Annotated in this window: 5 protein-coding genes; 2 read left to right on the top strand and 3 right to left on the bottom strand. The window is 72.7% G+C overall.

Annotated features, from left to right (window positions below; all coding sequences use genetic code 11):
* Window positions 1-88 precede the first annotated feature (88 nt).
* Window positions 89-1,015 (top strand): helix-turn-helix domain-containing protein, encoded by a 927-nt coding sequence (locus ACSNOC_RS27025; protein ID WP_436750204.1) that lies wholly within the window; start codon window positions 89-91, stop codon window positions 1,013-1,015.
* 52 nt (window positions 1,016-1,067) lie between these two features.
* Here the strand turns inward: ACSNOC_RS27025 and ACSNOC_RS27020 are convergent, their stop codons facing one another.
* Together ACSNOC_RS27020 and ACSNOC_RS27015 are read right to left on the bottom strand one after the other, a co-directional pair.
* A complete protein-coding gene (locus ACSNOC_RS27020) occupies window positions 1,068-1,889 on the bottom strand; it encodes an SAM-dependent methyltransferase (protein WP_436750203.1) in 822 nt (273 codons plus the stop codon).
* A gap of 115 nt (window positions 1,890-2,004) precedes the next feature.
* Window positions 2,005-2,958 carry an alpha/beta fold hydrolase gene (locus ACSNOC_RS27015; RefSeq protein ID WP_436750202.1) on the bottom strand — a complete coding sequence of 318 codons (954 nt, stop codon included), beginning with the start codon at window positions 2,956-2,958 and terminating at the stop codon, window positions 2,005-2,007.
* A gap of 112 nt (window positions 2,959-3,070) precedes the next feature.
* On the opposite strand from ACSNOC_RS27015, the gene ACSNOC_RS27010 reads away from it, so the two are divergent.
* Window positions 3,071-3,916: a helix-turn-helix domain-containing protein gene (locus tag ACSNOC_RS27010; protein ID WP_436750201.1), complete on the top strand. Its 846-nt coding sequence runs from the start codon at window positions 3,071-3,073 to the stop codon at window positions 3,914-3,916.
* Between the two features lie 64 nt (window positions 3,917-3,980).
* On the opposite strand, the gene ACSNOC_RS27005 is transcribed toward ACSNOC_RS27010, so the two are convergent.
* On the bottom strand, window positions 3,981-4,409 hold the full coding sequence (locus ACSNOC_RS27005) for a hypothetical protein (RefSeq protein WP_436750205.1): 429 nt from the start codon (window positions 4,407-4,409) through the stop codon (window positions 3,981-3,983).
* Window positions 4,410-4,566: the final 157 nt, after the last annotated feature.

Below are 4,566 nucleotides of genomic sequence, written 5' to 3'. Positions count from 1 at the left end.
GTCAGTGATGGGTGTCAGGGTGATGAACAGGGCTCCTGACCAGGAGCTTCATGGCGCAGGGCGAAGAGTCAACACTCAGGGGACACACATGACGTCAGCTCAGGCAGGTCGGGCCTCTTCCTCGGTGCGGGGCCTCCTCTCTCACCCGAGGGGAGGACCGACGGTGCTGCGGATCGTGCTCGGCACGCATCTGCGGCGCCTGCGCGAGAGCTGCGGCATCACCCGGGAGGCCGCGGGCGACGCCATCAGGGGATCCCACGCCAAGATCAGCCGGCTCGAACTGGGCCGGGTGAGCGCCAAGGAGCGGGACATCGCCGACCTGCTGACGCTGTACGGCGTGGTCGACGAGACCCAGCGCGAGCAGTTCCTGGCACTGGCCCGGCAGGCGAGCAAGCCCGGCTGGTGGCAGCGGTACAGCGATGTGCTGCCGAGCTGGTTCGAGACGCTCATCGGTCTGGAGGAGGCCGCGTCGATGATCCGCACCTACGAGGTGCAGTTCATCCCGGGACTCCTCCAGACACCCGACTACGCCCGCGCCTGCATCCGGCTGGGCAACCCGCGGGCGTCGGACCGCCAGGTCGAACGCCGCGTCGAGCTGCGGATGGAGCGCCAGCAGCTCCTCGACAAGCCGCACGCGCCCAAGCTGTGGGCCGTCGTCGACGAGGCGGCGCTGCGCCGCCCGCTCGGCGGTCCGGAGGCGATGCGGACCCAGATCAAGAAGCTGCGCGAGCTGGCCGAGCGCCCCAACATAACCCTGCAGATAGCGCCGTTCCGGCTCGGCGGCCTCGCGGCGGCGGGCGGCCCGATCACCATCCTGCGCTTCCTGGAGCCGGATCTGCCCGACATCGTCTATCTGGAGCAGCTCAACAGCGCGCTCTACCTGGACAAGCGCGACGATGTCGAGGACTACCTCGCGGTGATGGACAGCTTGTGCGCCACGGCCGAACCGCACGGAAAGACCGCCGAGTTCCTCGACGGTCTGCGGTTCCTCGAAGGGCTCAAGCGCACCCTGTGACCCGGCGGTGCCGGACCGGACCGCGGCTGCGGACCGGTCCGGCCGCGCGGCGTCACGACTTGCGGGCCACGCCTCCGAACTCGATCCACTCATCGGTCAGTTGCTTCGGCCCCAGATCGGTGTCCGGGCGCCAGGTGCTGATCTCCACCAGGCCGGGATCGAGGATCTCGAAGCCCTCGAAGTACGTGCGGACCTCGTGCGCCTGACGCACCCGGCCCCAGTGCCCCCGCGTGCTCTCGTCCATGAAGTCCGTGATCCGCTTGCGCAGCGCGGCGTCCTCGCTGACGAGCTGATTGATCACCAGGAAGCTGCCGGACGGCAGCCGGTCCGCCACCCGCCGCACCAGGCCGGCCGGGTCGTCGGAGTCCGGGATGCAGTGCAGCACGGACACGAACAGCGCCGCGACCGGCTGATCGAGATCGATCAGCCGCTCCACCTCGGGATGACCGAAAATGGTCTCCGTGTCACGGAAGTCGGCCTGGATCACGGCCGTGTTCGTGTTCTCCTCCAGCAACGCCCGGCCGTGCGCGAGAACGATCGGATCGTTGTCGATGTAGACCACGCGGGCGTCCGGATCGATGCCCTGGGCGATCTGGTGGACGTTGTCCTGCGTGGGCAGGCCGGAGCCGTGGTCGATGAACTGCCGGATGCCGTAGTCACGGGCCAGGACGCGCACCACACGCTGCAGGAAACGGCGGTTGTTGATGGCGAGCGGGCGGGTGCTGGGCGCCGTCTCCTCGATCCTGGCCAACGCCTCCCGGTCCACCGCGTAGTTGTCCTTGCCCCCCAGGGCGTAGTCGTAGATCCGCGCCACGCTGGGCACGTTGATGTCGATCTCCTGCGCGACGCCGTCTCCGGCTCCGGTCTCGGCCATGCTGCCCTTCTCTCCCTGCGACGGCTCCCCGCCAAGCGGGCTTCACCGGGGCCGAATCTTTCCACCCCACAGGGGAGTTGAACGCCCGTTGGCCAGAAGTGACCGTGCGCGGCGGTCAGGCGGCCCGCCGCTCCAGCCAGGAGATCAGGTCGGCACGGACCTCGGCGCGGTTGGTCTCGTTGAGGATCTCGTGCCGGGCGCCCGGATAGGCCCGCCAGGTCAGCTCGCGCGTCCCCCGGTAGCGGAAGTCCTCCAGCAGTTCGTACACCAGCGTCATGCCCGCGTGGCACGGGTCCTGGTCACCGACCACGACGTGCACCGGCAGGTCGCGCGGGACACGGCCGAGCTGCTCCGGGTCGTTGATCTTCCGCACCCCCAGCACCCAGTCCAGGGACAGCCCCGCGCTGAACGCGAACCCGCAGCGCCCGTCCGCCACATACGCGTCGACCGCCACCGGGTCGCGGGACAGCCACTCGAAGCCGGTGCGGTACGGATACCGGTCGTTGAACGCGGCGAACAGGTCGGGCACGAAGTCGGACGGCGCGTCCCGCCCGCCCCGTTCGACCTCCTCCGCGAGCTGCCCGGCCGCCGTCTCCGGCTCGCAGCCCGGCAGGGAGCGGAACGTGCCGCTCAGGATCAGCCCGTCCAGACCCGTGCCGTGCTCCTGCGCGTAGTCACGGGCGAGATGGCTGCCCATGCCGTGCCCGAACAGCACGTGCGGCACCGCCGGTTCCCCCGGCATCGCGGCCCGGGCCCGCGCGCCGACCGCCCGCAGATCCTCCACCATCGCCCGCCAGCCGGAGCCGCGCGCCACCCCGAGCCCACCCGTGTGCCCGGCCGTGGCGCCGTGCCCGCGGTGGTCGGAGGCCACGACCGCGAAGCCGTGCCCGGTCAGATGCCGGGCGAACCCGTCGTAGCGCAGGGCGTGTTCGGCCGCTCCGTGGGCGATCTGCACCAGGGCGCGGGGGGCGCGGCCGGGCGGGAGCCAGATACGGGTGGCGATCGGGAGGCCGTCGGCCGCGATCGTGACGCCCGCCGTGCGCGGTGCGGGGGCCGGTGACCGCGCCATGCTGCTCACTCCTCCACTCCTCCACTCCTCGTTCCGGACCGGGCGGCTGCCGGGGCCCAGTATCGGACGCCGGGGCCGCCGTTCCCGGGCGGCGCGGCGGTACGCTCGCCGTATGTCCACCGCCGCGACCGCTGCCGCGACCACCGCCCGGACCACCGCCGGACCGACCTCAGCCGACCCGGCCGCCACCGGAGTGGGCCCGCTGCTGCGGGAGTGGCGTCAGCGGGCCGGGGTCAGCCAGCTCGATCTGGCCCTGCGCGCCGACTCCTCGGCGCGGCACATCAGCTTCATCGAGACCGGCAAGGCCCGGCCGAGCCGCGAGATGGTGCTGCGCCTGGCCGAGCACCTCGACGTCCCCGTGCGCGAGCGGAACGCGCTCCTGGTCGCCGCCGGTCACGCCCCGCACTACCCGGAGTCGCCGTTCGACTCGCCCGCGCTCGACGTACTGCGCCTGGGCCTGGACCGGCTGCTGGCCGGGTACGAGCCGTATCCGGCGCTGGTGGTGGACGGCTGCTACCGCGTCTGGGCGGCGAACCGCGGCATCGAGCTGATGCTCCGGGGCGTCGCGCCCGAGCTGCTGGCCCAGCCCCTCAACGCCATGCGGCTCACCCTCCACCCCGAGGGGCTGGCCCCCCGCATCCTCAACTTCCGCGAGTGGCGCGGGCATCTGCTGGACCAGATGCGCCGGCAGCTCGCGCTGCTGCGTTCGGCGCCGCTGCGCGAACTGTACGAGGAGGTGGCGGGATATCCGCTGCCCCCCGGCGGGGAGGAGCGGGCGGGGGAGAGCAGCCGGCTGGCCCTGCCGATGATCGTCGAGCACGAGGGCCGGCGGCTGTCGTTCCTGTCGACCATCGCGACGTTCAACACGCCGGTCGACGTCACGGTCTCCGAGCTGGCCCTGGAGACCTTCCTCCCGGCCGACCCGGAGACCGCGGACTTCCTGCGGCACCTCGCCTGACCCGCACCCCCGCGACGGGTCAGGCGTCCAAGGGGCAGTCGTCCACGGGCCGGGCGCCCACCGGTCAGGCGCGCGCGGCCCGCAGCGCCGCGTACTGCAGCGCCGCCAGCGCGGCCACCACCGCGGCCTGGGCCGGGATCCACACCGCACCCGCCGTGCTCGGGCCGAGGCCCAGCGCCAGCGAGCCCAGGCCGGCGACCACCCAGGCCGCGTTCGCCTCGATCACCAGACGGACCGGCAGCACCGGCGGCTCCGCCCGGGTGGCGAGCCACCCGACGCCACCCGCGAACACGAGCAGGAACGCCCCGATGCCCGCGACCAGCGCGGTGTCCAGCCCCAGCAGCCGCCCGAGCGGCCCGGCGGCGGCGAGGTAGGCGAGCGCGTTGCCACCGGTGACGACGGCGTCGAGGGCGAGCCACCGGCGGAGCCGGACGCGCGGCGGAACCGGGGTTGCGGTGGTGGTGGTCCGGAAGGTCAGCGCGGACATGGTCATCAGCTCCTCGTCGGGGACGGGGTTCGTCGGTGCCACCACGATGGCCCGGCGGACCGCCACCGGTCGATGACGTCGGAGGTCATGGCGGACCACGGGACCGGCCCCGCCGCGCCCCGATGCCCCGGCGGCCGTGCCACGACACCCCCCCGGCCAGTCC

It is taken from the genome of Streptomyces sp. URMC 129 (genome assembly GCF_051386415.1).
In the GTDB taxonomy this organism is placed as follows: domain Bacteria; phylum Actinomycetota; class Actinomycetes; order Streptomycetales; family Streptomycetaceae; genus Streptomyces.
Note: the sequence above shows the minus strand (reverse complement) of the source record. Positions and strands in the feature narration are given on the sequence as shown.

Bases quoted from the DNA above. Each gene is read 5' to 3' on its own strand.
- ACSNOC_RS27025 (WP_436750204.1), top strand. From the start codon at position 89: ATGACGTCAGCTCAGGCAGGTCGGGCCTCTTCCTCGGTGCGGGGCCTC.
- ACSNOC_RS27020 (WP_436750203.1), bottom strand. From the start codon at position 1,889: ATGGCCGAGACCGGAGCCGGAGACGGCGTCGCGCAGGAGATCGACATC.
- ACSNOC_RS27015 (WP_436750202.1), bottom strand. From the start codon at position 2,958: ATGGCGCGGTCACCGGCCCCCGCACCGCGCACGGCGGGCGTCACGATC.
- ACSNOC_RS27010 (WP_436750201.1), top strand. From the start codon at position 3,071: ATGTCCACCGCCGCGACCGCTGCCGCGACCACCGCCCGGACCACCGCC.
- ACSNOC_RS27005 (WP_436750205.1), bottom strand. From the start codon at position 4,409: ATGACCATGTCCGCGCTGACCTTCCGGACCACCACCACCGCAACCCCG.